This is a genomic window from Kribbella swartbergensis (assembly GCF_054784135.1).
The window spans coordinates 203,886-226,296 of sequence record NZ_BAAGPM010000026.1; the positions used below are offsets into that span (position 1 = coordinate 203,886).

Sequence of the window (22,411 nt, forward strand, 5' to 3'; positions counted from 1 at the left end):
CGCACCTTGCGGGAGGTTTTTTGTTTGCCCGGCAGTACACCGCCAGCCCCCCGGAAGGCCGACCATGAGCATCTCGGACGAGTTCCACGTCTACGACACGACTCTGCGCGACGGCGCGCAGCAGGAGGGGCTGGCGCTGTCCGTGGCCGACAAGATCGCCATTGCGCAGCACCTGGACGACCTGGGAGTCGGCTTCATCGAGGGCGGCTGGCCGGGCGCGGTGCCGAAGGACACGGAGTTCTTCGAGCGGGCCCGGACCGAACTGCACCTGCGCAACGCCACGTTCGCCGCGTTCGGCGCGACCCGCAAGCCTGAGTCCGCGGCCGCCGACGACCCACAGGTCGCCGCGCTCCGTGAGTCCGGCGCCTCGGTCGTCACCCTCGTTGCCAAGAGCCACGACGCGCACGTCGAACGGGCCTTGCGTACGACGCTCGACGAGAACCTGCGGATGGTCGCCGACACGGTCCGGCACCTCCGTGAGAACGGCCAGCGGGTCTTCCTCGACACCGAGCACTTCTTCGACGGCTACCGTGCCAACCGGGCCTACGCGCTCGAGGTGGTCCGGGTCGCCGCCGAGGCCGGCGCCGACGTCGTCGCCTTGTGCGACACCAACGGCGGCACGCTGCCGCGGGAACTGCAGGACATCGTCCGCGACGTCCTCGAATCCACCGGTGCGCGTCTCGGCATCCACTGTCACAACGACGCCGGCTGCGCGGTGGCGAACTCGATCGCCGCCGTCGAGGCCGGCGTCACGCACGTCCAGGGCACGATCAACGGGTACGGCGAACGCACCGGCAACGCCGACCTGCTGGCGATCGTCGCCAACCTCCAACTGAAGCGCGGCATGGAGCTCCTGCCGCCGGGCAACCTCGCCGAGTCGTTCCGGATCGCGCACGCGATCGCCGAGGTGACGAACGTGCCGCCGTCGACCCGGCAGCCGTACGTCGGTGTGTCCGCCTTCGCCCACAAGGCGGGGCTGCACGCCAGTGCGATCAAGGTGGACCCGGACCTCTACCAGCACACGGATCCGGCCCTGGTCGGCAACGACATGCGGATGCTCGTCTCCGAGATGGCCGGCCGGGCCAGTGTCGAGCTGAAGGGCCGCGAGCTCGGCTTCGACCTCGGCAACGACCGGGAGCTCGTCAGCCGGGTGACCGACCGGGTCAAGGAGATGGAGGCACGCGGGTACACGTTCGAGGCCGCCGACGCGTCGTTCGAGCTGCTGCTGACCGAGGAGGTCACCGGTCGGCGGGCCAGCTTCTTCGACGTCGAGTCGTGGCGGGTGATCACCGAGTCGCGCGCCGACGGCGAGGCGGTGTCGGAGTCCACGGTGAAGCTGGTCGCCGGCGGCGAGCGGGAGATCGTCACCGGTGAGGGCAACGGTCCGGTCAACGCCCTCGACCACGCGCTCCGGACCGCGATCGAGCGCGCGTACCCGGTGGTGAACAAGTTCGAGTTGGTCGACTACAAGGTCCGCATCCTCGACCAGGGCCACGGCACCGACGCGGTGATCAGAGTCCTGATCGAGACCGCGGACGGCGAAGGCTCCTGGGTGACGGTCGGAGTCGGCCACAACATCGTGGAGGCGTCCTGGGAAGCCCTCGTCGACGGCTACACCTACGGGCTGCTGCGTCACAAGGAGGTCGCCCGATGAGTCTCCTGGCGGTCGAACGAACTGTCACGGTCTTCACCGCGCGCGTGGTGGAGACCGACGGTCTGCTGGCGCGGATCGCGGTCATGCTCAACCCGTACGACGTTCGCGAGCTGTCGCTGTCCTTGGACGACCTCACGCTGAGGGTCACCGTCGAGGGCGACGGGTTCGACGCCGGCCGGGTCGCCGCCCGGCTGAGGAAGATCATCGGCGTCCTGGACGTCGACTACCGCTGATCGTCCGATTCGAGGTCGAGCGCCAGCGCGGCGGTCCAGGAGAAGTCCCGGGCACCGCGAGCCGCACCGGTGAACGGCTCGACGTACTCGGCGAACCGCGTCGCCGCGGCGAGGTCCAGTACGTCGGCGCGGACGGTCCCGGCCAGTTCGTGCTCGCCGAGTTGGACCAGCCCCCGGTGAATCAGCCAAGCGGTGTTGAACCAGCTCGGCCCACGCCAGTATCGTCCCGGCTCGAACTCCGGCCCGGTCAGGTCGTAGCTCGGCACCATCCGCACCGCGCCCAGCCGGAACCTCGGCCCGCGCGCCGTCGCCAGCAACTCGTTCGCCTGCGGCAACCCCGGCACCAGCAACGGAATCAGCCCCGACACGGTGTCCGCACCGACCAGCGCGCTGCCGTCGGCGCGCAGATCGCGGGCCCGGAAGTTGCCATCGGCAAACAGGTCGCCCAGCGACGTGGTCAGCTCGGCAGCCGCGGTGAGGTGAGGCGTGGGGTCGACGGCGAGGGCCTTGGCGATCGACGCCAGTGCGTGCTCGGAGCTGATCAGCAGCGCGTTGAAGCACGGATCTTCCAGGGCGAAGGCGAACGGCGTCCGTGCGTCGTCGTACCCATGGTCCCGGTAGGTGGCGGCCAGCTGAACGTAGCGGCCGTAGTCGAGATCGGTCGGCCGGTCGTCGTCGCTGGCGTGGTCGGTGTCGCGCCGGGTGAACGAGTCGAGCGGCGCGGGCCGCACCCGTGCGAGGGCCTCGTCCCACGCGGGACTGTTGTCCATCCCGGACTCCCACGGATGCACGATCGCGACCAGGCCGTGCCCGCCGAGATCCCGGCGTTCCCGCAGGTACGCGTGCCAGGCGACGAGCTTCGGATACATCCGCTCGAGGAAGCCGCGCCGTACCGACTCGTCTTCGTCGGCCTGATGGGTGAGCCAGACCGCGAGCGCGTGCACCGGCGGCTGCACGATCCCGGACGTCTCGACCCCTCCGCGCGTCACCGCCTGCCAGAAGTCCGGACCGGGAAAGTACGCGTCCCGCGGGACACTGGGGGAGAAGCTGATGTGCGGGATCCGCCCGTCCGCCCACTGCGAGCCGAGCAACGACTCCAGCTCGACCTGCGCGCGGCGCGGCGAGAGATGGCGCAACCCGATCGCGATGAACGCCGAGTCCCAGCTCCACTGATGCGGGTAGAGCGAGTGCGACGGCACGGTCGAGTGCCCGGTCCAGTTGCCGAGGAGGACGCGTGCTGCCGCCGGCCTGATCACGCGTACCGCCTGACCACGGCCGGAATCGAGCGCACCGCCTCGACCGGGTCCCCGCTCAGCCGGCACTCGACCGCGAGGTAGCGGTCGTAACCGATGGCGTCGAGCGCACCGAGGAACGCCGCCCAGTCGAGATGCCCGGCGCCCGGCTGCAACCGGTTCGAGTCGCTCAGCTGCACGTGGCCGATGTAGGGGGCGGCGGCAACGATCGCCGCGGACGGGTCGGCCTCTTCGATGTTCATGTGGTAGCTGTCGATCCCGATCCGCACCGAGTCCAGCCCGACCGCCTCGATCAGCTTGGCCGCCTGCTCCAGCCGGTTGACCATGTGGTCCTCGTACCGGTTCAGCGGCTCGAGGAACAGCTCGACACCTTCGGCCGCGGCATGCTCACCGAGCTCACGCAGCCCGTCGAGCAGGACCTGACGATCGCCGGCCTCGTCCCGCGGCGGCTCGAACGGTGGCAGTCGCCGGGAGAACATCCCGTACGACGCCGGGGTCTGCGCCCCGAGCCCACCCAGCTCCGCCATCACCGACAGCTGGGACTTCAGCTGCACCAGAGCGTCCGCCCGTTGCTCCGGGTCGAACGCTCCGAAGAAGTGCAACATATCGACACACACCGTCGGCATCACGACTCCGTCGGCCTTCGCCTTCCGCAACTCCGGCAACCGGTCGCGGAAAGCCAGGTCGCCACGCCCGCGAAGCTCGATCGCGTCGTACCCGGCGGCGACCGCGAAGTCCCACTTCTCCTGCAGGGTGTCACCGGGCAGCAGTTGCTCCTGGCAAGCGATCTTCATCGGAACTCCAGCAGTACTTGAAGAGCGTCACCGGGACGCGTGTCGAGCAGGGTATAGGCGTCCGCGGCGTCCTCCACCGGAACGCGGTGACTGATCAGCGGCTCCACGTCGACCTGGCCGCTGCCGACCAGACCGAGGAATGTCGTCTGCAGGCGGTCGACCGACCACCGCCCGGCCAGCTCCGGCGGCACACCGCCGATCTGCGAGCTCACCAGCTCGACCCGGTTGTGGTGGAACTCCTCACCGAGCCGCAACGCCTCGCCGGCTCCCTGATAGAAGCCGGAGGCAACCACGCGCCCGCCGACGGTGACGGATCGGATCGCCTCGTGCAGGGCGGCGTACACCCCAGACAACTCGATCGCCGTGTCGGCCCCGGCCGGGCTCACCTCGCGCAGACGCTCGGCCACCGTCCCCGGCGCCAGTGACTCGACGGCCCCGAACCGCAACGACTCGTCCCGTCGGGCCGGCACCGCGTCAACCGTCACCACCCGCGCGCCGCTCAACGTCGCCAGCCGGGTCGCGAGCAGCCCGATCACACCCTGTCCGAAGATCACGACCAGATCGCCGAGCGTGATCCGGGCGGCGAGGATCGCGTTGAAGGCGATCGCCCCGACCCGCGCGAACGCGGCCGCGGCGAGATCGACACCGGCCGGCAACTGATGACCGGCCAGCTTCTCCGCCGGTACGACGGCCTCACTGCGATGACCCCAGATGCCCCAGACCTGGTCGCCGACCGCCACATCCTTCACGTCGTCGGCCACCTCGATGACCTCACCGGACTCGGAGTACCCCCAGCCGACCACCGGGAAGGCCACCCCGGCGGCGGAGTCGCGGAACAGCCGGGCGTCCGGATCCCACGTGCGGGTCAGGTACGGATTCGTCCCGCGGTACGCGGTCAATTCGGTGCCGGCCGAGATCCCGGAGTACGCCGTACGTACGCGGACGTGGCCGGGGAGCAGCGGAGGTGGGTCGAAATCGACCACCTCGGCGACGCGGGGAGCGGAGAACTGCACGACGCGGGCCATGGGCACCTCCGACGCTGACGAGCGGGACAGGAACAACAAATCATCCGAACTTAGGTCTTGTCAAAACGCATAAGTCCTGGTGTTATGCGGGATGACCGTCCATCGAGGAGGACGCATGGCACGTCTGACCAGGGTGCTCTCCATCGCGTGCGCCCTGCTGTTCACCGCGGGGTTGCTCACGTCCTGTGGCAACGATTCCGCGAGCGGTGACCAGCGCAGCATCACCGTCTGGTCGCTGGAGAACGTCTCCGGCCGGCTCGAGACCACGCGCGAGATCCTGAAGAAGTTCACCGCCGACACCGGGATCGAGGTGAAGCTCGTCGGTGTCGACGAGGCACAACTCAGCCAGTTGGTGATGTCGGCCGCCGCGGCCGGCAAGCTGCCCGACGTGATCGGCGCGGTCCCGCTCGCGGCGATCCAGCAGTTGTCGAGCAACGGGCTGCTCAATCCCGACGTCGCGGGTCAGGCGGTGGACGCTCTTGGTGAGTCCACCTTCAACCCGCGCGCGCTCGAGCTGACCCGCAACGGCGACCAGCAACTCGCCGTGCCGTCCGACGGCTGGACCCAGCTGCTCTTCTACCGCAAGGACCTGTTCGCCGCCGCCGGTCTGCCCGCGCCGACGACGTACCAGGCGATCGAGACCGCGGCGCGCACACTCGACAAGGGCCAGCTCGAAGGGATCGCACTGGCCACCGATCCGGCCGATCCGTTCACCCAGCAGAGCTTCGAGCACCTCGCCCTGGCGAACGGCTGCCAGCTGGTCGATGCCGAGGGCAACGTCACGCTCGACAGCCCGGCCTGCCGGAACACCTTCAGGTTCTACGGCGACCTGGCCACGAAGTACTCCGCTGCCGGCACCCAGACCGTGGACTCGACGCGTGCGTCGTACTTCGCGGGCAAGTCCGCGATGGTGGTCTGGTCGTCGTTCCTGCTCGACGAGCTCGCCGGGCTGCGTGACGATGCCCTGCCGAGTTGCGAGCGGTGCGAGAACGACAAGAGCTGGCTGGCGCGCAACACCGGCGTCGTCACCGCTGTTCAGGGTCCGGACGGCAAGGAGCCCGCGCAGTTCGGCGAGCTGACCGGCTGGACGGTCACGAAGACCGCGAAGGCCGACGCCTCCCGCCAGTTCGTCGAGTACATGCTGGATCAGGGCTACGAGCAGTGGTTCGGGATGGCGGCCGAGGGCAAGTTCCCGGTACGGCGGGGGACCACGGCGGACCCGGACAAGTTCGACCGCGCCTGGGACAGGGCGGACATCGGCGTCGACGCGCGCAAGCCGCTGGCCGCCATCTACCCCGCACCGGTGATCGCCGAACTGCGGGACGGCCTGGGCAAGATGCAGCGCTGGGGGATCACCGAAGGGCAGGGCACTCTGGTCGGCGCCACCCTCGGCGAACTTCCGGTGCCGAAGGCCATCAGTGCGCTGGCCGGCGGCCAGGTGACCGCCGACGAGGCCGCGAAACAGGCGGCCGACGACGTCACCGCGATCGAGGACACCTTGGGGTGAGGCGGACATGACCACTGTGACCGAACGACCACCGGCCGCCGAGCCGGTGCACCGCTCCACCCGCAACACCGCCCGCCGCCAGGAGAACCGGGCCGGCCTCGCGCTGGTCTCGCCCACCCTCCTGATCGTGCTGGTGGTCGTCGTACTGCCGATCATCTGGACCGTCGTGCTGGCGTTCCAGAACGTCCGGCTGGTCGACATCCAGAGTCAGGGTCTGTGGGGCCACTGGACGCTCCGCAACCTCGAGCGCGTCTTCAGCTCACCCGGGTTCTGGTCTTCGCTGTGGACGACGCTGGTCTACACGATCGGTTCCACGCTCGGCTCGATCCTGGTCGGCCTGCTCGCCGCCCTCGCGCTCCGCCGGCCGTTCCGCGGCCGCGCACTGATCCGCGGCGCCATGCTCCTGCCGTACGTCGCTCCGGTCGTCGCCGTCGCGTTCGTCTGGCAGGTACTGCTCAGCCCCGACCTCGGCGTCGTGAACCACTGGGGTGTCAACGTCTTCGGGTGGGACCGGCCGATCGCGTTCCTCACCCAGCGGTCGTACGACGTGCTCGGGGTGCCGGTGCCGATGGCGCTGTTTACCGTGATCGCGTTCGAGATTTGGCGGTACTTCCCGTTCGCGTTCCTGTTCCTGCTCGCCCGGCTGCAGGCGGTTCCACCGGTGCTGGAAGAGGCGGCGGTCGTCGACGGGACGACGCTGTGGCAGCGGTTCCGGTTCATCCTGCTGCCGCAGCTGATGCCGGTGATCGCGTTGCTGTCGGTGCTGCGGTTCATCATGACGTTCAACAAGTTCGACGACGTCTATCTGCTCACCGGCGGCGGCGCCGGGACCGATGTGGTCGCCGTCCGCGTCTACCGGTTCCTGACCGCACGGTTCGACGTCGGGCTGGCCTCCGCGCAGGCCGTCGTACTGGCCGCCGTGCTGATCGTGTTGCTCGGCCTGTACTTCCGGTTCTGGGGCCGGCGTACCCAGGAGGATGAGTCGTGACGAAGGCTGCGTTCCAGGAGAAGTTCTTCGGCGTGATGCGCTGGGTGGTGATCGCCGCGCTGGTGGTGGCGACGCTGTTCCCCTTCTACTACATGGTCCTGCTGTCGGTGAAGCCGATCGACAACCTGCTGCTGGACCCGGGCCGGATCTGGGTGTCGGTGAGCGAGTTCACCGCCGACTCGTACCGGCAGGTCCTGACGTCGGTCGAGGACGGCGGCCAGGGATTCCTCACCATGCTGCGGAACTCGGCCCTGGTCTCGATCGGTGCCGTGATCCTCACCCTGCTGGTGGCGATCCCCGGCGCGTACGCCGTCAGCCGGCTGAGGTTCACCGGGCGACGCAAGGTGAGTGCGCTGTTCCTCGGCGTCTACCTGTTCCCGGCGACGCTGCTCGCCGTACCGCTGTTCGTGATGTTCGCGAAGGCCGGGCTGCAGGGCAGCCTGGTCGGTCTCGTCATCGTCTACATCGCGCAGACCGTGCCGGTCGCGATCTACATGCTGCGCAGCTACTTCGCCACCGTGCCGGTGAGCGTGGAGGAGGCCGCCGCGCTGGACGGCTGCTCGCGGCTGGCGATCGTACGGCGGGTGGTGCTGCCACTCGCCGCGCCGTCGGTGATGGCCACCGGGCTGTACGTTTTCATGATCGCGTGGAACGAGTTCCTCTTCGCACTGCTGTTCCTGGCCGCCGAGCCGACGCGCTGGACGGTGTCGCTGGGCCTGCAGCAACTCGCGAACGGAGTGGAGGTGCCGAAGACCGTGCTGATGGCCGGCTCGGTTGTGCTGACGCTGCCGGTGGTACTCATGTTCTATGCGGCGGAGCGGATGCTGACGGAGGGTTTGACGAGTGGGGCAGATAAGAGCTGACGTCACGACGTCCTCAGGTCACCTCCTGGAGTTCGTCCGGACCGGCCGTGCCCGGACCCGGGGCGAGCTCCAGGAGTTGACCGGTCTGTCCCGGTCCACGGTCGGGCTGCGTCTGGACAGCCTCGTGCGCCGTGGCTGGTTGCGGGAGGCCGGGTCCACCACCTCGACCGGCGGCCGGCCACCCGTCGTACTGCAGTTCGACGAGAGTCACGCCGTGGTGCTCGCGGCCGACCTCGACACGCGGCACGCCCGGGCCGCGGTGATGGATCTCGGCGGGCGGGTGCTGCAGGAGACCTCCGGCGAACTCGTGATCGCGGAAGGTCCGGTGCCGGTGATCGACACACTGGCGTCGTGGTTCACGTCCCTGCTCGACGCCGCCGGCCGATCGCTCGACGAGGTGGCCGGCATCGGACTCTCGGTGCCGGGGCCGGCCGAGTTCGAGGCGGGCGTGGTGGTCCGGCCGCCGATCATGCCGGGCTGGGACGAGTACCCGATCCGCCAGCACCTGCGCCGGATCTTCGACGTACCGGTGCTGGTGGACAACGACGCCAACGCGATGGCGCTCGGGGAGCAGTCCGCCGGGTACCCGGACTGCCCGGCCTTCGTGCTGGTGAAGGTGTCGACGGGGATCGGTGCCGGCGTGGTGATCGGCAACCGGGTGTTCCGGGGCATCGACGGGGGAGCGGGGGACATCGGGCACATCCGGGTCCGGGACGCGGGCGACGCCAAATGCCAGTGTGGCTCCGTTGGTTGTCTCGCCGCGGTCGCGAGTGGTGGAGCAGTGGCGGCGGCGCTGACCGAGCTCGGCGTCAACGCCCGCTCCGGCGCTGACGTCCGTGAGCTGCTGCGGGCCGGTCAGCCGGATGCCCTGCGCCTCGCCCGCGAGGCGGGCCGGCGCGTCGGTGAGGTGCTCGCGACGGTGGTCAGCGTGATCAACCCCGGCGTTCTGATGATCGCGGGCGACCTGGCCGACACCGACTTCATCACCGGCGTCAACGAGGTCCTGTACCAACTGACGCTCCCGCGGGCGACCCGGCATCTCAAGGTCGTGCCCGCCCAACTCGCCGACCAGGCCGCCCTCCAAGGCATGGCTCGCCTGGTCGTCGACGAGGTCTACTCACCCGCCGCAGTCGACGCCCGGCTGTTGTAGCCGGTCCACCCGATCAAAGGCCTCGCCGTGGAGCTCCTGCCGAATCGGGAAGTCCATCGCGTACGTCGGCTGTTCGAGGCGGAGCATCTCGCGCTGGTCATCGACGCCGTGATTGCGGGGAACAGCCCGGCACGCGTGTGGGCCGACGACTCCGGGGCCGGGTCAGCGCTCGTCTGGGATCGACATCACAGCGTGTACTTCGCCGGCTCGGTGGAGGACGCGCAGGAATGGCGCGCGCTGTTCGACCGGGAGATCGCGCCGCTCGGAGACGGTGTGCTCAAGATCTACGCGACTCCCGACGCTGCCGGGACGGTGTTCGCGGGATTGCCGTTGCAGCGGCGTGAACGCGTCCTCTACCGCGGACACGGTCCGGTCGCTCACGATTGGAGCCGGCGGCTGCCGCCCGGATTCCACCTCAGCGCCATCGATGACCTGGGCAGTGGTCTCGGCGGACTTGCGAACGCGACGGACGTCATCGCCGAGATCGAGTCCACCTGGGCATCGATCGCGGACTTCCTGCGTACCGGATTCGGTTTCGTTGCCCATGACACCGAACAGATCGTCAGCTGGTGCGTCGCCGAGTTCGTCAGCGACGGGAAGTGCGGCATCGGCATCGAGACGATCGGGAGCCACCGCGGGCGCGGCTTCGCAACCCTGACCGCGAGTGCGTTCACCGAGCACTGCGCCGAGCGGAACATCACGCCGTACTGGGACGCCTGGACGAGCAACCGCCCCTCGACCGCAGTGGCAGAAAAGCTCGGCCTCCGAAAGATCGAGACCTATCACGTCTCCCTGGGCGACTTCAAGGACGTCCACCCCCCGAGGCGATGACCGAAGCGCCTCGGCCGCCACGCGGGTGGTTCACCTGAGACGGGTGCCGTGCGGAGCGCGGCTTAACCGCGGGGTAGGTGGCTCACCTGGGACGGGTGCTGTGCGAGGCGCGGGCTGACCGCGGGGTGGGTGGCTCACCTGGGACGGTGATGTGTGGAGGGTGTTTGGCTGCGGGGTTGGTGGTTGTGCTGGGAGCGATGGGGTGGGGTGGGAGGGTGGTTGGCCGGGGGCGGGTGGTTCAGGTCGGGTGGGTCTGTTGGATGACCCAGCCGTTGCCGTCTGGATCGTCCAGGGAGGTGAACCTGCCCCAGGGGGCGTCTTGGATGTCCTCGTTCAGCGTTAGTCCGCGGCCGGTTAGCTCGGCGGCTGTGGCGTCGACGTCGTCGCACTCGATCACCAGGCCCTTCAGCGAGCCGGGTGGCATCGTGGGGAACCACGTCACCAGAGTGATCGACGTGCCACCGCCGGGCGGCTGCAGCTGGACCCAGCGCAGTTCGCCGAACATGTTGTCGGCGCGCACGTCGAAGCCGAGCTTCTCGGTGTAGAAGGCCTTCGACCTGTCCTGATCGCTGACCGGGACGGAGACGATGAACAGTGATTGCAGAGCCATGATTCGCTCACTTCAGGAAGGACGGGTCAAGTCGTTGCGGCGATGGATGAGGTGCTCACGTTCGGCCGAGTTGGTGGCCCGAGCGATCGCCTCGGTGTAGGCCTGCACCGCCTCGGTGTCACGCCCGAGCCGGCGCAGCAGCTCGGCGCGCGCGGCCGGTAACAGATGCGAGGAGGCAAGCGTCCCGTCGGCGGCGACGCTGTCGAGCAGCGCCAGACCGGCGAGTGGGCCGTCGGCTTCACCGACCGCGATGGCGTGGTTGAGCGCGACCATCGGCGACGGCGCCGTCGCGAGCAGGACACGGTAGAGGTCGGCGATCTGCGCCCAGTCGGTGTCCGCGGCGGTGGGCGCGTTCGCGTGTACGGCGGCGATCGCGGCCTGGATCGCGTACGGACCGGACGCTCCCAGGTGCATGGCGTGGGACAGCAGCTGGCGCCCCTCGGTCATCAGCTGGTGGTCATAGTGGGACCGGTCCTGGTCGGGGAGCAGGACAAGGCTTCCGTCAGGCGCCCGGCGAGCAGCGCGGCGCGCGTCGGTGAGCAGCATCAGCGCCAGCAGTCCGGTGACCTCTGGTTCGTCCGGCATCAGCGCGTGCAGCGCCCGAGTCAGGCGTATCGCCTCGTCACACAGCTCGTCCCGGATCAGCGCCGAACCGGACGTGGCGATGTAGCCCTCCGTGAACAACAGATAGAGGACCGAGAGGACGGCCGGCAGGCGGTCCGGCAGTTCGTCACGGCGGGGCACCCGGTACGGGATCCGCGCGTCGCGGATCTTGGCCTTGGCTCGTGCGACGCGCTGGGCGATGGTGGTCTCGCTGGTGAGGAACAGCCGCGCGACTTCGGCGGTCGAGAGTCCGGCCAGGCACCGAAGGGTGAGCGCGACCTGGCTGCCGGGGGTCAGCGCCGGATGGCAGCAGGTGAAGAACAACTGCAGCCGGTCGTCGGGGATCGGCCCCGGATCCACGGTCTCAGGTGGAGGAGTCTTCATCGTGGCCGCCAGTTCGGACAGTTTCGCGGCTTGCGTGCGGGCGCGCCGGATCCGGTCGATGGCCCGGCGACGGGCGGTCGTCACCAGCCAGGCGGCGGGGTACTCCGGCACCCCGTCGCGTGGCCAGGACGAGGCGGCGATCGCATAGGCGTCGCCGAGCGCCTCCTCGGCCAGATCGATGTCGCCGAGGAGGCTGATCAACCGGGCCAGCACGCGGCCGTGTTCGCTCCGGAAGACCGTGCTCAGCACGTCGTCGGCGTTCAGTTCGGCTCCACCGGTCGGACCTCGACAGTTCCGTGGGTGGCTCCCGGGCAGCGGGCCGCCCAGTCGATGGCCTGGTCGAGGTCGTCACAGTCGATCACGAACACGCCGCCGAGTTGCTCACGCGACTCGATGAACGGGCCGTCGGTCACCAGTCGCCGGCCGTCGCGCACGGCCACCGTGGTGGTCAGCGCCGCCCGCTGCAGCCGCGGCCCGCCGCGCAGCACCCCGGCTTCGGCTGCCTGCTTGAAGTAGGCGGCGTAGTCGGCGTCGAGCTGCGGCCAGTCGAACTCGGCGTCGCGCGACTCGTCTCGGTAGATCAGGATTGCGTACTCCATGGTCGGTCCCTTCTAGCGTCTGTTCCTCGGTGGCCCTCGGTGTGCCACGGCGAGTAGACGAGCGGGCGCGACGTCCCTCGACATTCCTCCAGTGTGACCGTCGTCACATTGCCGGCCAAGGTCGGTTGGGTGTCACAACACCGGCAGGACGTGCGCACGGATCAGGTCGAGGGCCGGTCGCCAGTCGGGTGGCAGGTCATCTGCCGGTGGCGGGCCGAATCGGAAGTTCGGGAACCCGGTCGTGACGATCACCGCTCCGGCCGACGGGACCACGAGGAGATGCTGACCGGCCCAGCCGCCGGCCAGCAGTGACTCGCCGCCGATCCAGGTGAGGAAGCCGTACGGCAGGCCCTCGGGCGGACCGCCGGCCGACTGCGGCCGCCGGAACTCGGCGAAGTACGCCGGGGCCAGCAGTTGGCGGCCGTGCCAGGTCCCGTCGGACAGCCACAGTCGGCCGATCCTGGCGAGGCCGTCGGCGCTGATGCTCAGATGCGCGTACCCGAACGGGATCCCGTCCGGGTCGCACCGCCACTCCGCCTGAGTGATTCCGAGCGGTTCGAACAGTTCGCGCCGGGTGACGTCCGCGACAGACTCGCCCAGCAACTCGCAGGCCGCGGCCGACAACAGGTGTGCCGCCCCGTCGTCGTACCCGAAGCGGCTGCCAGGCTCGTGTTCCTGCGGTGCGCCCGCGATCCGCGCGACCTGTCCACCCGGCAGGGCCGTCAGTTCGTCGACGTCCTCGATCCGGGCACCACGGGTCATGGTCAGGAGATGACGCCAGGTGTGCGGTTTCCCGCGCAGCGCGGGCAAGATGGCACCGACCGGACTGTCGACATCCGGTAGGAGGCCACGCCCGGCCACGACGCCGAGCACCGTCGCGAGCACGCTCTTGGTTACGGAGAACACGTCCGCGACCAGCGGCCCGCGCAGGTGCTCGTCGACGACGAGCGAGCCGCGGACGACGATCTGCAGATGGCTCGTGTGGGCATAGCGCGGGTCGGTGGTCGCCGTGGCGACCACCTTTCGCGCCGCGGCCAGGATCGGCTGACGCTCACCCACGCCGGGACCGCACCGATCGTCTCGTCATGGAGTCAATCTAGAAGGTCAGTCCCAGCTGAGTCCGCTGGACGACTGGTACTCGATGACGCGGGTTTCGAAGAAGTTCTTCTCCTTCTTCAGGTCCATCACCTCCGACATCCAGCCGAACGGGTTGCGGGTCTCGCCGAAGATCGGGGCGAGGCCGATCTGTTCGGCGCGGCGGTCGGTGATGAAGTGCATGTACTGCTCGCACAGTTCCGCGGTCAGCCCGAGCATGCCATTCGGCATCGTGGCCCGCCCGTAGGCGACCTCGAGCTCACACGCCTCGGTCAGCATCTGCCGCACCTCGGCCTGGAACCCGGCCGTCCACAGGTGCGGATTCTCCTGCTTGATCTGGTTGATGCAGTCGATGCCGAAGTTCAGATGGATCGACTCGTCCCGCAGGATGTACTGGTACTGCTCGGCGATCCCGACCATCTTGTTGCGCCGGCCGAGCGACAGGATCTGCGCGAACCCGGTGTAGAACCACATCCCCTCGAACACCACGTAGAACGCGATCAGGTCCCGCAGGAACGCGGTGTCGGCCTCCGGCGTCCCGGTGCGGAAGTCCGGATCCTCCAGGTGCCGGGTGTACTTCAGCGCCCAGGCGTCCTTGTCCGAGATCGACGGCACCTCCCGGTACATGTTGAACAACTCGCCTTCGTCCAGGCCGAGCGACGTACAGATGTACTGGAAGGTGTGCGTGTGCACGGCCTCCTCGAACGCCTGACGCAACAGGTACTGCCGGCATTCGGGGTTGGTCAGTTGCCGGTACACGGCCAGCACGATGTTGTTCGCGACCAGCGACTCCGCGGTGGCGAAGAAGCCCAGATTGCGCTTCAGCATCAACCGCTCGTCCTCGGTGAGGCCGTCACGAGACTTCCACAAGGCGATATCGGCCTGCATGGACACCTCGGTCGGCATCCAGTGGTTGTTGCAGGCGGCAAGGTACTTCTCCCACGCCCAGCGGTACTTCAACGGGAGCAACTGGTTGACGTCCGCCCGCGCATTGATCATCGCCTTGTCCGCCACCTCCACCCGGGAGGCGCCCACGGCGATCTCGCCCAGTCCGGTGGGGGTCACTGGCACGCCTCGCAATCCGGGTCGTCGATGGAGCACGCGGCCCCACTCAGCTCGGGCAGAGCAACCGGTACGGCGTTCAGCCGGCCGTCGGTGCCCTGCAGCGTCGACTTCTCCACGTGGGTCGCTGACTGGGAACGGAGGTAATAAGTCGTCTTGAGGCCATGGCGCCATGCCGACCGGTAGAGCTCGTCCAGCGCCCGTCCCGACGGCTGCGCCATGTAGAGGTTCAGCGACTGTGCCTGGTCGATCCACTTCTGCCGCCGCGACGCCGCCTGCACCAACCAGTGCGGGTCGATCTCGAACGCGGTGGCGTACAACTCGCGCAGGTCGGCCGGGATCCGCTCGATACCGGCCAGGACGCCGTCGTGGTACTTCAGATCCGACACCATCACCTGGTCCCACAGGCCGCGCGCCTTCAAGTCGGCGACCAGGTACGGGTTCGCCACGGTGAACTCGCCGGACATGTTCGACTTCACGAACAGGTTGCTGTACGCCGGCTCGATCGACTGACTCACCCCGCAGATGTTGGAAATCGTCGCGGTCGGCGCGATCGCCATCACGTTCGAGTTGCGCATACCGTCCCGGAGCACCTTGGCGCGCAAGGCGTCCCAGTCGAGGATCGTAGTCTTGTCGACGATCACGTCGCCGTCTCGCGCGGTCTCGAGCAGAGCGATCGAGTCGATCGGCAGAACGCCCTGGCTCCACAGTGAACCGTCGTACGTCGAGTAGCGGCCGCGTTCGGCCGCGAGGTCGCTGGACGCCTCGATCGCGTGGTAGCTGATCTGCTCCATCGAACGGTCCGCGAAGGCGACGGCCGCGTCGGAGGAGTACGGGATCCGTAGCGCGAACAGCGCGTCGGCGAATCCCATCAGGCCGAGGCCGACCGGGCGGTGCCGCTGGTTCGCGCGCTCGGACTCGGGCGTGGTGTAGAGGTTCACGTCGATGACGTTGTCGAGCATCCGCACTGCCGTCTTCACGGTGTCGCGCAGCAGTTCGGCGTCGAGGCCGCCGTCGGTCAGGTGCGCGACCAGGTTCACCGAACCCAGGTTGCACACGGCCGTCTCGTCGACGGTGGTGTTGAGGGTGATCTCGGTGCACAGGTTCGACGAGTGGACCACGCCGTCGTGCTGCTGCGGCGACCGCAGGTTGCAGGCGTCCTTGAAGGTGATCCAGGGATGTCCGGTCTCGAACAACACGGTCAGCATCCGCCGCCACAACTCCACCGCCCGGACCCGGCGGAACACCCTGATCTCACCACGGTCCGCGGCTTCCTCGCAACGACGGTAGGCCTCGGCGAACGCGGCGCCGTACAGGTCATGGAGGTCCGGGACCTCGTCGGGGGAGAAGAGCGTCCACTGGCCGTCGGCCTCGACCCGCTGCATGAAAAGGTCGGGCACCCAGTTGGCGGTGTTCATGTCGTGGGTCCGGCGACGCTCGTCGCCGGTGTTCTTGCGCAGATCGAGGAACTCCTCGATGTCGATGTGCCAGGTCTCCAGGTACGCACAGACCGCACCCTTCCGCTTGCCACCTTGGTTGACCGCTACAGCGGTGTCGTTGGCGATCTTGAGGAAGGGGACGACGCCCTGCGACTCGCCGTTGGTGCCGCGGATCTTCGCGCCGATCCCGCGGACCGGGGTCCAGTCGTTGCCGAGGCCGCCGGAGTACTTCGCCAGCAGCGCGTTGTTGCGAATCTTGGTGAAGATGCCCGCCAGGTCGTCCTGGACGGTGGTCAGGAAACACGACGACAGCTGCGGCCGGGTGGTGCCGGAGTTGAACAGCGTCGGCGTCGACGACATGAACCGGAACGAGCTCAGCAGCTCGTAGAACTGGATCGCCCGCGCTTCCCGGTCGTCCTCCCGCAGCGCCATCCCCATCGCAACCCGGAGGAAGAACGCCTGCGGCAGCTCGTACCGGACCTTGTCGATGTGCAGCAGATACCGGTCGTAGAGCGTCTGCAGACCCAGGAACGTGAAGTCGAGATCCCGCTCCGGCCGGATCGCGGCGGCGAGCCGAGCCAGGTCGAAGTCAGCCAGCTCCGGGTCGAGCTGCCCCGCGTCGATCCCGGTCCGGACGTACTCCGGGAAGTACGCCGCGTACTCCGTGGCCATGTCGGCCTGGCTGGCCTGGCGCGGCTCACCCTGGACCCGACCGAGCGTCTCGCGCCGGATCTGGTCGAGCAGCAGACGCGCCGCCGCGAAGCTGTACTGCGGCTCGGTCTCGACGTAGGCCCGGGCGGCCATCACCAGCGCGAGCTCCACCTCGTGCTGCGCGATGCCGTCGTAACAGGAGCCGAGGGTCTCGTCCAGGACGAGGTCGGGATCGACCGCGTCGAGCCCGTCGGCCGCTTCCGCAACAATCAGGCGCAGCCGGTCGACGTCCAGCGGCGCGGTGCTGCCGTCGGCGGCGCGGACGGTGATCGTGGGTTTCTCGGCGACGCCGGCCGGGTCCGCAGGCGTGCGGGCCCTGCTGCGCTCCTCCCGGTAGAGGACGTAGGCCCGGGCGACCTGGTGCTCACCGGCGCGCATCAGCGCCAGCTCGACCTGGTCCTGGATGTCCTCGACGTGGACGCTGCGCCGGGCCTGAAGATGGCGGGGGCCGCGACTGGTCAGGGCGTCGACGACCCGGCCGGTCAGGTCGGCCACCAGGTCCCGGACCCGATGTGTCGCGGTGGCGTCGGCACCCTCGACGGCGAGGAACGCCTTGGTCATGGCGACGGCGATCTTGCCCTGGTCGAACGCCGTTGTGCTGCCGTCGCGGCGTACGACGGTCAGCTCGATCGACCGCGTCGGCCCGTTGGCCGCCGGTCGTGATGAGGAAGTGACGGTCACAGATGCTCTTTCCACGTGAGTTCGAAGGTCCGTGACTCGTGAATGGGGCGCACGACGGGACAGGCAGCACCGGCCGGGTCTACTGCCGTCACGCCCTGCGACCCACCCTCGAGGTCTCGGACCGCGCGCACCGGCGGTGCACGCGCCGGTGGCAGGTATCCGGACTCGCGGACGGTCTCCGCTCACCGTTGCGGGGCAGCTCCGGACTCGCACCGGATTCCCCTCTTGCCTCGGAGCGGCCCACATCTTGTGGTGCCGGTCGCTCCGAACCACCAGCAGTAGTGATGCTAGGTGGCTGGAGCTAGATCTTGTGGTAGCGCCACGCCGCGTGTCGCGCATCTTGTGGTCCGGGGGCTCACGCTGCGGCCGCGTAGAGATTCTGGAGCGTCATGATCTCCGAGCCGTGATGGATGAGCTCACGGTTGAGCCGCAGTACGACGTGGCCGAACGGCTCGGCCGCGTCGAGCTCGGACGCCTGGCTGAGGCCGACCGTCATCACCTCGTCCTCGTCGAGTGCCGCGATCGAGTCCTGCCACGCGTCCACCCAGTGCGTCAGCCAGGCCACCGCGTCCCGGGCGTTGCCGTGCAAGGTGATGTCCGCCCGGCCTTGCCGCCGCTCGCCGAACGTCCACTCCCAGCGCTCGAAGAACTGCTCGGTCAGATGCGCGATCAGCCAGGCGATCGTGCGCGGCCCGCGGTGGTCGGGCTCGGCCGGCCACTGGGCCACCCATTCGCCGGAGCCGAGGGACCGGAACCGGCCGGCGTAATGGCGGCGGACGACGGTCAGCGCCTCGCCGCTCGGCTGCCAGAAGTACTGCTCGTCGGTCAGCTCGGCGAGCCGGCCCGACAGCACCATCCAGCTGAAGCCGAGCTGGCCGCGCACCATCGCCATCGCCGACGGGCGGTGCAGGATGTCCCAGTCGAACGGCTCCGGCATCACACTTCCTCACGCTCCTGGGTCGGATTTTGCGGCAGGATCGAACATGTGTTCGAATTGTTGCCCGAGCGGGAGGAGAAAGTCAATGTGCGCGGTGTGTCGGTTCTGGCCTCGGTGGCACTGGTCTGGTAGGTGGCTCGATCCTGGTGTCGGCGGCCGGGCTGGCGAAACGTCGTTCCAGCAGGGTGAAGGCGTCGATCAGTTCAGGCGCCTCGTAGACCCTGTTCCGGCGGCCGTCGGTGATCTCGCGCAGCACGCGCGCCTCGACCAGCCGGGCGAGTGCCTGGTTGGCGGCCTGTTGCGAGCGGTCGATCAGCCGGGCCGCGCCGGCCAGCGTGAGCACCGGCGCGGCGGGCAGTGTCTCGATCAGCAGTTCCACGGCCGAGCCGGCCCGGACCGGTGCGGCCCGCTCGCGCCAGGCGGCCTTGAGGTCGGCCGCCGCCCGCTCGAACCGGGCCGCCTCCGCGGTCGCGTGGCTGCACGCGGCGGCGAACATGAGCAGCCATTGGTTGGCCGCCGTCCGGGCGCGCGGACTCGTCGGCTTGCCCGTGTGCCTGAAGGCGGTGAGCGCTTCGACGTACTGCGTCGCGTGGGTGGCCAGCGACAGGGACACCGGTGGGACGGTCCGCTGGACCAGGCCCTCCGCGCGCAGGATCAGGTGGATCAGCGCGCGACCGGTCCGGCCGTTGCCGTCGGCAAAGGGGTGGATCGTCTCGAACTGCACGTGCGCGATCGCGGTCTTCGCCAGCACCGGCAGGGGAGATTCGCGGACGAAGGCCATCAGGTCGGCGAGGAGTTCGGGGACCAGTTGAGCCGGCGGCGGGACGTAGTACGCCTCGGCGGGGGAGCGGCCGCCGATCCAGTTCTGCAGGTACCGGACCTCGCCGCCGAGCTCCGGATGTGGCGAGTGCGCCATCAGCCGCCGGTGAGCCTCGAGCAGGTGCTCGACCTCGAGTTTGTCACCGGCCTGCACGGACTCGGTCGCCCACGTCATCGCGTCGACGGCGCCGAGCACCTCCTCGGCGGTCACGTCCCGCTGCCGCTCCCGCAGTACCTCGGCCTTCAGCAGCCGACGCGCCCCGACGACCAGGCCTTCGATCTGGGACGACCCGACGGCCTCGGCCCGGAGCAGCAGTCGTGCGAGCGCCTCGCTGTTCGTCAGTACGGCGGCAGTCGCATCGAGGCGGCCGAGATCGCCGGCCGCATCCTCCAGTGCGGCGAGCACCTCGTCGCTCAGGTCGAACGTCCGCCCGGCCAACGGATCCGGGAAGTACAGCTCGTACGACCCGCCCAACCGCTCCGCCCGGGTGAACCCGTCCGGATGCCCGGGCCACCGATGTAGCTCCACCCGCGCCATGACCACACTCCTTCTCTGTTCAAGGTTAGCGCATAACCTTGAACGAGCACACTGCTGCACTGTGCCCCTCCACCCACCGTGACCCGTCAGGTTGGCAGGCTGGGCAGGTGACGCTGGATGCGGATGCACTGCGGATGGTGGCGGCGAACGAGGCGGACTGGGATGCCCGGGCGCCGTTGCATGCGGCGAGCGACTTCTACAGTCGGCCGGCGGAGTTCTGGTTCGCGGACTACGAGTGGGAGGATCTCGGTCCGCTCGACGGGCGCGACGTACTGCATCTGCAGTGCCACCTCGGGACCGAGACCATCGCGTTCGCCCGTCAGGGAGCGCGCACGACCGGTCTGGATCTGTCCGCGCGGTCGCTGGAGCAGGCCCGGCGGATCGCGGCCGAAGCAGGGGTGGACGTGGAGTACGTGCACGCCAATGTGTACGACGCGGTGGACGCGCTGCCGGGACGTCAGTTCGACATCGTCTACACCGGCAAGGGTGCGCTCTGCTATCTGCCTGACCTCGACCAGTGGGCGAAGGTCGTCCGCGAGCTCCTCAAACCCGGTGGAGTCCTGTATATCGTCGAGTTCCACCCGCTGCTCAACGCACTGCGTCCGGTCGCGCTCCCCGGTGAAGCCGACGACCTGACCATCCGCACCGACTACCTCGAAGGCCGCGGTCCGATCGCCCACGACTCGACCGTCACCTACACCGGCGACGAGGTCCCCGGCCGCCAGCGCAGCTACGAATGGCGGCACGGCCTCGGCGAACTCGTCACCACCCTCGCCGCCACCGGCCTGGCCATCACCTCGCTGCGCGAGTCCGAGGTCCTGCAATGGCCGCGCTGGCCCGCCATGCAGCAAACCCCTGAGGGCTGGTGGCGTCTCCCCGACGACGCACCACGTATTCCACTTCTCTTCGCCTTGAAGGCCACCAGACCCGTCTGAACGTTGGCCCCGGCGACTCAACCTTTCGGCCACGGGTTCGTCGTTCAGGTATGGGGCTGATGATGGGAGACCTGGTGGCCGCCGACGATCCGGGTGGGGTGGCGTCCGGCGATCCGCCGTTCGAAGTGTTGTTCCGGGCGCACGCGGACCGGCTGGTGCGGTTGGCGCACCTGCTCGGAGCCGAGGATCCGGAGGACGTCGTCCAGGAGGCGTTCTGCCGCCTGTACGCCGTACCTGACGACCACCGGATCGGGAACGTGATCGCGTACCTGAACCGGATCGTGGTCAACGAGGTGCGGAGCCGGCAGCGCCGCAAGGTAATCGCCGACCGGAAGACAGTCCATCTCGTCACGGCGGCTCCCGCGAGCGAGCAGGTCGAGCGCGACGAGTCCGTCCTGGGCCTGATGCGGGCCCTCGATCGGCTGGCGCCTCGGCAGCGCGAGGCCCTGGTACTGCGCTACTGGCTGGATCTGCCGTTGGCCGACATCGCGACCGCCATGCGGGTGCGCGTCGGCACCGTCAAGTCACTCGTCAGCCGCGGCCTGGCCCGGCTTGCCACGGAACTCGAGGATCACCGATGAACGACACCGAGCGTCAACTCAGGACCGAACTGGACCGGGCCGCGTCGGCGGTTCGGGTCGACGTCGACCGCCTGTGGAACGCGGTGCACGAGCGCACCGCCGGAGCGGGACCGGCAGTCCACGCGAGGCCGTGGCGCCGGCGACTGGCGCCGTACCTGGCCGCTGCCTCGGTCGCGACCGTTCTGGTCACCGTCACCGTCGGCGCTGTTATTGCCGACGGCAACGAACAGCCCGCGGCGACCACGAGCACACCACCGGCGAAGCCGCGGACCAATGAGCCGGCGGCAGGGCCGGCCGCCGGACCGATCGGCGACTGGGCCTGCCGCCATCGGACACTCATCACGCCAGGCACGAACTCGGTGACGGGCAAGCCGATCCGCGCCGTGATCGCTCCTGGTCAAGCGCCGACGGAGGCGATCGAGTACGGCGTACCGCGGTACAACATCACGGTGAAAGGGCAGACCGGCGTCCTCGAGTACGGTGACGCGGCCGGGCGACGTATCGCCCGGACCGAACTGACCCGAGCCGGGACCGGTTGGCTGATCGGCAAGCGCACGGTGTGTTCGGGCCCGGCCGCGGATCCGTCACCGGATCCGATCCAGCTCGGCCGGCACACGCGATCCCCGCTGCCGCTCGATCCGCGGGCGGCGCAGCTCACAGCGACCCCGATCATCGGTACGCCGATCCTCGTCGACGACCGCACGTACTACGACCCGGCCGGCATGCTCCGCCAGCGCACGCTCTACGCCTTCCAGACGAAGGGCGGCTACCAGTTCGCGAGCATGCCCGCCGACGACGGTTCGTACGACAACCGGGCCCAACCGGAGGACCTGATCGGCGGCGCGGACCGCGTCCAGCCGACGGGCACCGACGACACTCGCCCCTTCGCCGGTCGTGAGCGCCTGAGCCTGGTCCTCAGCTACCTCACCGACGACAAGACCGTCGAAGGCCTGACGGTCCGGAGCGCCTCGACCGGCACCACCGGCCCGGCCCAGCGTTTCGACTTCCCCGGCGGCCGCACCCTCTACACCGTCGTCTCACCCACAACCGTCGACGGCGACGCCCTCGTCACCGTCCACCGCACCACGCGAGACGACCCACCCCGCCGCTTCTAGACGT

The 22,411-nt window shown here is 69.0% G+C and carries 21 protein-coding genes and 1 riboswitch; of the genes, 10 read left to right on the forward strand and 11 right to left on the reverse strand.

The window, feature by feature from the left end; all coding sequences use genetic code 11:
- Positions 1 to 64: 64 nt before the first annotated feature.
- Positions 65 to 1,654: a citramalate synthase gene (gene cimA / locus ACYVOK_RS25025; RefSeq protein WP_460664973.1), complete on the forward strand. Its 1,590-nt coding sequence runs from the start codon at positions 65 to 67 to the stop codon at positions 1,652 to 1,654.
- Positions 1,651 to 1,887 carry a hypothetical protein gene (locus ACYVOK_RS25030; protein WP_460664974.1) on the forward strand — a complete coding sequence of 79 codons (237 nt, stop codon included), beginning with the start codon at positions 1,651 to 1,653 and terminating at the stop codon, positions 1,885 to 1,887. Before cimA ends, ACYVOK_RS25030 begins: the two co-directional genes overlap by 4 nt.
- Here the strand turns inward: ACYVOK_RS25030 and ACYVOK_RS25035 are convergent.
- From ACYVOK_RS25035 to ACYVOK_RS25045, 3 genes are read right to left on the reverse strand one after another with little or no spacing between them, the layout of a single operon-like run.
- Positions 1,878 to 3,143 carry an MGH1-like glycoside hydrolase domain-containing protein gene (locus tag ACYVOK_RS25035; protein ID WP_460664975.1) on the reverse strand — a complete coding sequence of 422 codons (1,266 nt, stop codon included), beginning with the start codon at positions 3,141 to 3,143 and terminating at the stop codon, positions 1,878 to 1,880. The genes ACYVOK_RS25030 and ACYVOK_RS25035 overlap by 10 nt on opposite strands.
- The gene (locus ACYVOK_RS25040; RefSeq protein ID WP_460664976.1) at positions 3,140 to 3,934 is read right to left on the reverse strand and encodes a sugar phosphate isomerase/epimerase family protein; all 795 of its coding nucleotides are present in this window, start codon (positions 3,932 to 3,934) and stop codon (positions 3,140 to 3,142) included. Before ACYVOK_RS25040 ends, ACYVOK_RS25035 begins: the two co-directional genes overlap by 4 nt.
- A complete protein-coding gene (locus tag ACYVOK_RS25045; protein ID WP_460664977.1) occupies positions 3,931 to 4,959 on the reverse strand; it encodes a zinc-binding dehydrogenase in 1,029 nt (342 codons plus the stop codon). Before ACYVOK_RS25045 ends, ACYVOK_RS25040 begins: the two co-directional genes overlap by 4 nt.
- 115 nt (positions 4,960 to 5,074) lie before the next feature.
- On the opposite strand from ACYVOK_RS25045, the gene ACYVOK_RS25050 reads away from it, so the two are divergent.
- The 5 genes from ACYVOK_RS25050 to ACYVOK_RS25070 are packed head-to-tail and all read left to right on the forward strand — an operon-like array spanning position 5,075 to position 10,298.
- A complete protein-coding gene (locus ACYVOK_RS25050) occupies positions 5,075 to 6,466 on the forward strand; it encodes an ABC transporter substrate-binding protein (RefSeq protein WP_460664978.1) in 1,392 nt (463 codons plus the stop codon).
- 7 nt (positions 6,467 to 6,473) lie between these two features.
- Entirely contained in the window at positions 6,474 to 7,454 is a 981-nt protein-coding gene (locus ACYVOK_RS25055) for a carbohydrate ABC transporter permease (RefSeq protein WP_460664979.1), read from the forward strand.
- A complete protein-coding gene (locus tag ACYVOK_RS25060; protein WP_460664980.1) occupies positions 7,451 to 8,317 on the forward strand; it encodes a carbohydrate ABC transporter permease in 867 nt (288 codons plus the stop codon). The genes ACYVOK_RS25055 and ACYVOK_RS25060 overlap by 4 nt, the downstream gene beginning before the upstream one ends.
- Positions 8,298 to 9,467: an ROK family transcriptional regulator gene (locus ACYVOK_RS25065; RefSeq protein WP_460664981.1), complete on the forward strand. Its 1,170-nt coding sequence runs from the start codon at positions 8,298 to 8,300 to the stop codon at positions 9,465 to 9,467. The genes ACYVOK_RS25060 and ACYVOK_RS25065 overlap by 20 nt, the downstream gene beginning before the upstream one ends.
- A 27-nt stretch (positions 9,468 to 9,494) precedes the next feature.
- Positions 9,495 to 10,298: a GNAT family N-acetyltransferase gene (locus ACYVOK_RS25070; RefSeq protein WP_460664982.1), complete on the forward strand. Its 804-nt coding sequence runs from the start codon at positions 9,495 to 9,497 to the stop codon at positions 10,296 to 10,298.
- A gap of 238 nt (positions 10,299 to 10,536) precedes the next feature.
- Here the strand turns inward: ACYVOK_RS25070 and ACYVOK_RS25075 are convergent, their stop codons facing one another.
- From ACYVOK_RS25075 to ACYVOK_RS25110, 8 genes are all read right to left on the reverse strand, one after another.
- On the reverse strand, positions 10,537 to 10,908 hold the full coding sequence (locus ACYVOK_RS25075; protein WP_460664983.1) for a glyoxalase superfamily protein: 372 nt from the start codon (positions 10,906 to 10,908) through the stop codon (positions 10,537 to 10,539).
- 12 nt (positions 10,909 to 10,920) lie between these two features.
- Positions 10,921 to 12,144, reverse strand: coding sequence for an RNA polymerase sigma factor (locus tag ACYVOK_RS25080; protein WP_460664984.1), 1,224 nt, complete (start codon positions 12,142 to 12,144; stop codon positions 10,921 to 10,923).
- A gap of 11 nt (positions 12,145 to 12,155) precedes the next feature.
- Positions 12,156 to 12,494, reverse strand: coding sequence for a YciI family protein (locus tag ACYVOK_RS25085; protein WP_460664985.1), 339 nt, complete (start codon positions 12,492 to 12,494; stop codon positions 12,156 to 12,158).
- Between the two features lie 132 nt (positions 12,495 to 12,626).
- Positions 12,627 to 13,553 (reverse strand): serine hydrolase domain-containing protein, encoded by a 927-nt coding sequence (locus ACYVOK_RS25090; protein WP_460664986.1) that lies wholly within the window; start codon positions 13,551 to 13,553, stop codon positions 12,627 to 12,629.
- Between the two features lie 45 nt (positions 13,554 to 13,598).
- Positions 13,599 to 14,654 (reverse strand): ribonucleotide-diphosphate reductase subunit beta, encoded by a 1,056-nt coding sequence (locus ACYVOK_RS25095; RefSeq protein WP_460664987.1) that lies wholly within the window; start codon positions 14,652 to 14,654, stop codon positions 13,599 to 13,601.
- Complete coding sequence (locus ACYVOK_RS25100) at positions 14,651 to 17,482, reverse strand: ribonucleoside-diphosphate reductase subunit alpha (RefSeq protein ID WP_460664988.1); 2,832 nt, start codon at positions 17,480 to 17,482, stop codon at positions 14,651 to 14,653. The genes ACYVOK_RS25095 and ACYVOK_RS25100 overlap by 4 nt, the downstream gene beginning before the upstream one ends.
- A 133-nt stretch (positions 17,483 to 17,615) precedes the next feature.
- Positions 17,616 to 17,771, reverse strand: a riboswitch (cobalamin riboswitch).
- Positions 17,772 to 17,837: 66 nt separating this feature from the next.
- A complete protein-coding gene (locus ACYVOK_RS25105; RefSeq protein WP_460664989.1) occupies positions 17,838 to 18,419 on the reverse strand; it encodes a DinB family protein in 582 nt (193 codons plus the stop codon).
- A gap of 82 nt (positions 18,420 to 18,501) precedes the next feature.
- On the reverse strand, positions 18,502 to 19,776 hold the full coding sequence (locus ACYVOK_RS25110) for a Fic family protein (protein WP_460664990.1): 1,275 nt from the start codon (positions 19,774 to 19,776) through the stop codon (positions 18,502 to 18,504).
- A gap of 107 nt (positions 19,777 to 19,883) precedes the next feature.
- Between ACYVOK_RS25110 and ACYVOK_RS25115 the strand changes: the two genes are divergently transcribed.
- From ACYVOK_RS25115 to ACYVOK_RS25125, 3 genes are read left to right on the forward strand one after another with little or no spacing between them, the layout of a single operon-like run.
- Positions 19,884 to 20,711 (forward strand): class I SAM-dependent methyltransferase, encoded by an 828-nt coding sequence (locus ACYVOK_RS25115; protein ID WP_460664991.1) that lies wholly within the window; start codon positions 19,884 to 19,886, stop codon positions 20,709 to 20,711.
- A 50-nt stretch (positions 20,712 to 20,761) separates the two neighbouring features.
- The gene (locus ACYVOK_RS25120; RefSeq protein WP_460664992.1) at positions 20,762 to 21,292 is read left to right on the forward strand and encodes an RNA polymerase sigma factor; all 531 of its coding nucleotides are present in this window, start codon (positions 20,762 to 20,764) and stop codon (positions 21,290 to 21,292) included.
- Positions 21,289 to 22,407 (forward strand): hypothetical protein, encoded by a 1,119-nt coding sequence (locus ACYVOK_RS25125; protein ID WP_460664993.1) that lies wholly within the window; start codon positions 21,289 to 21,291, stop codon positions 22,405 to 22,407. The genes ACYVOK_RS25120 and ACYVOK_RS25125 overlap by 4 nt, the downstream gene beginning before the upstream one ends.
- Positions 22,408 to 22,411: the final 4 nt, after the last annotated feature.

Bases quoted from the DNA above. Each gene is read 5' to 3' on its own strand.
- ACYVOK_RS25045 (WP_460664977.1), bottom strand. From the start codon at position 4,959: ATGGCCCGCGTCGTGCAGTTCTCCGCTCCCCGCGTCGCCGAGGTGGTC.
- ACYVOK_RS25105 (WP_460664989.1), bottom strand. From the start codon at position 18,419: ATGCCGGAGCCGTTCGACTGGGACATCCTGCACCGCCCGTCGGCGATG.
- cimA (WP_460664973.1), top strand. From the start codon at position 65: ATGAGCATCTCGGACGAGTTCCACGTCTACGACACGACTCTGCGCGAC.
- ACYVOK_RS25120 (WP_460664992.1), top strand. From the start codon at position 20,762: ATGGGGCTGATGATGGGAGACCTGGTGGCCGCCGACGATCCGGGTGGG.
- ACYVOK_RS25040 (WP_460664976.1), bottom strand. From the start codon at position 3,934: ATGAAGATCGCTTGCCAGGAGCAACTGCTGCCCGGTGACACCCTGCAG.
- ACYVOK_RS25075 (WP_460664983.1), bottom strand. From the start codon at position 10,908: ATGGCTCTGCAATCACTGTTCATCGTCTCCGTCCCGGTCAGCGATCAG.
- ACYVOK_RS25050 (WP_460664978.1), top strand. From the start codon at position 5,075: ATGGCACGTCTGACCAGGGTGCTCTCCATCGCGTGCGCCCTGCTGTTC.
- ACYVOK_RS25110 (WP_460664990.1), bottom strand. From the start codon at position 19,776: ATGGCGCGGGTGGAGCTACATCGGTGGCCCGGGCATCCGGACGGGTTC.
- ACYVOK_RS25055 (WP_460664979.1), top strand. From the start codon at position 6,474: ATGACCACTGTGACCGAACGACCACCGGCCGCCGAGCCGGTGCACCGC.
- ACYVOK_RS25085 (WP_460664985.1), bottom strand. From the start codon at position 12,494: ATGGAGTACGCAATCCTGATCTACCGAGACGAGTCGCGCGACGCCGAG.
- ACYVOK_RS25125 (WP_460664993.1), top strand. From the start codon at position 21,289: ATGAACGACACCGAGCGTCAACTCAGGACCGAACTGGACCGGGCCGCG.
- ACYVOK_RS25030 (WP_460664974.1), top strand. From the start codon at position 1,651: ATGAGTCTCCTGGCGGTCGAACGAACTGTCACGGTCTTCACCGCGCGC.